This is a genomic window from Geobacillus sp. B4113_201601, assembly GCF_001587475.1.
Classification (GTDB): domain Bacteria; phylum Bacillota; class Bacilli; order Bacillales; family Anoxybacillaceae; genus Geobacillus; species Geobacillus icigianus.
Genome location: NZ_LQYX01000010.1, coordinates 1 through 949, shown reverse-complemented (window position 1 = coordinate 949; position 949 = coordinate 1). Strand labels below are relative to the sequence as shown.

Below are 949 nucleotides of genomic sequence, written 5' to 3'. Positions count from 1 at the left end.
AGGCGCTCGCCGGTGATCGGGTCGTACTCGCCAAATACGCGCTGCACGTCATACCAGCCGAGAAGCTCGAAACCGACTTCCTTCATGTTGTCAGCGAGCGTCTCGTCCGCTTGGCGCATCGCCGCGGCGGTGCGGTAGAGCAGCTCTTCGGCTTCGTTGAGCTTTTCTTCGTAACGCCGCAGCCAATGAATCAGTTCGTCCCGCAGCGCTTCGATGGCAGGCGTGCTGACGCCAAGGAGGTCCATCGCAAGGGAAGAGGGCTCCCATGACAGCGTCGTCCGCGCCCGCTGGCACGCATCTTCGGCATCGGGAATGTGCTTTGCCACCGTTTCTAATTCATCAGGCCTCAGCCGAATCATCGCCCGCGCTGCTCCCTTTTATCCCCATCACCTAACAAACGTGGCATGCAACGCATTTTTCTTCACTCCTCCATTTATACTTTGTATAAATGGTAACAGAAGTGAATCAAGTATAAATTATGATTTTATTCCTATTTTATAGTAAATTCAGTGGTTATATATGCCTAATTTTTACATAACCGATAATACGAAATTCCTTTAACATATCCCCCTTTTCCTCCCCCACTTCTCTAAACAAAAAAAGAGAAACGGATTTCCTCATTTCCCTTGTCATTCCTTATTTTTCCCATTAACTATGTGCAATCAAAATAAACTCTTGCCACTCCTCCCCCTCGCCCCCTCATTCTTACAACACCTAATTCCTTCCATCCAAAATAAGGTCATGCACCAATTGCCCCTTTTCCCGATTTTCGTTTCGATTTTTTCTGTCACGACTTTATTATGATGGAGAATAAAGTGGTGATAGGGAATGAGGGGGAAGGCTGGATGGACAAGGGACTCCCCTTCTCCTCTTCACCTTTCCCGGTCCTTTGGCACAACTTTGTTTTGATGTTGGCAGGAGTTTATTTTGGTTGTAGATGAGCAAATTT

General features: G+C 47.6%; 1 pseudogene. It reads right to left on the bottom strand.

Annotated elements, in window-relative coordinates:
* Positions 1-359: pseudogene (locus B4113_RS01615) on the bottom strand (pre-toxin TG domain-containing protein); the annotation flags it as partial.
* Between the last annotated feature and the right edge of the window lie 590 nt (positions 360-949).